The following is a 1,179-nucleotide window of genomic DNA, read 5'->3' on the forward strand; positions in this document are numbered from 1 at the left end:
TTCTTTTGAATAACAGTCATTAAAAGCTGGGCTATTAGCGTACACCAAACTTGCGTGCGTATGGCATTCTCATTTTCACCGTAGAAGTAGTGAAGCTGGAAGTTTTGCTTCATCTTTTTGAACAGTAGTTCAATGCCCCAGCGCTTCTTGTATAGAAATGCCACTTCTTCAGCTGTGATTTCAAAATTGTTTGTTAGAAATTCAAAGTAACGGTTCTTCTCATCTTGATAGGCTACTTTTCTTAGTCTCAATAACTTCTTAATCTTATATTGTTTTCCTCCATTTTCATTCTCCGGATAGTATTCCAATTCTATAGTCTCATCCTTTAGAACTTTAGCGACACCTTTCTTTCGATAGCCTGTTTTATGAGTTTCGATTACCGTAAAAACTGCATTCTTTTTTAGACGAGTGACAAAGTATACTTGCTGATTAGTCCACAAGGCAAACTGGTGGTAGTAGTTGTATGCTTTATCAAAAACTATCATGCTATGCGATATTAATTCTAAGCTTTTAAGAAAATTTTGATCATGTACTTTAGCTGCTGTAACCTTCACAAATCTACCAACTGATTGTACGGCATCAATAAGCATATGTACTTTAAGTCCGCCCTTCTTTTTACCGTCTCCTTTGGGGTTACGACCTACTCCTTTAAGCACATCGCTAAATAATCGAATAGTTGTAGAATCAATCAAAAGAACTTCTTTGAAAGTCAATCCATAAGTTCGGCTGTCCGACAAAAATGATTGATATTTCTTCACTAACTCAAAATATAAGGATTCAAAAAAACGATTGTCACGATTACGCAAACCATCTCCAGCTGTGCTTTTTGCAGGTGCCTTATCAAGCCCCAAGTGATTTAACTTTCCGCCTAAAGCTCGCAGCCCTTCACAAGTTTCAGTCATTGAATCGCAACGGCTGAAAATCCCAAACAGCATAGTTATAATATGTGTTCTCGTCTTAAAAGCCTTGTAATAGCGGTCACTATCATGGTTCTTGATTAAGGTTGGTATGTCTGCAACTTTAAGCAAATCTATTATCTGTTTAAATATCGGCTGACCGACAAAATTTATTTCTTTATTTTTACTCATGTTGTAAAATGTTTCGCAAAATCAATTTACAACTTTGAGGGGAAACCTTTAGGGAGTACCCTCATTTTAAAAAATTAGTCGGTCACTAGTG

1 protein-coding gene is annotated in these 1,179 nt (G+C 36.3%); it reads right to left on the minus strand.

From position 1 onward, the window contains the following. Window positions 1-1,088: IS4 family transposase (locus ACRD7B_RS22720; protein WP_430826965.1), on the minus strand; the 1,088-nt coding region annotated here is incomplete at its 3' end. Window positions 1,089-1,179: the final 91 nt, after the last annotated feature.

Origin of the sequence: Carboxylicivirga fragile, from assembly GCF_050589805.1 — a bacterium.
Classification (GTDB): domain Bacteria; phylum Bacteroidota; class Bacteroidia; order Bacteroidales; family Marinilabiliaceae; genus Carboxylicivirga; species Carboxylicivirga fragile.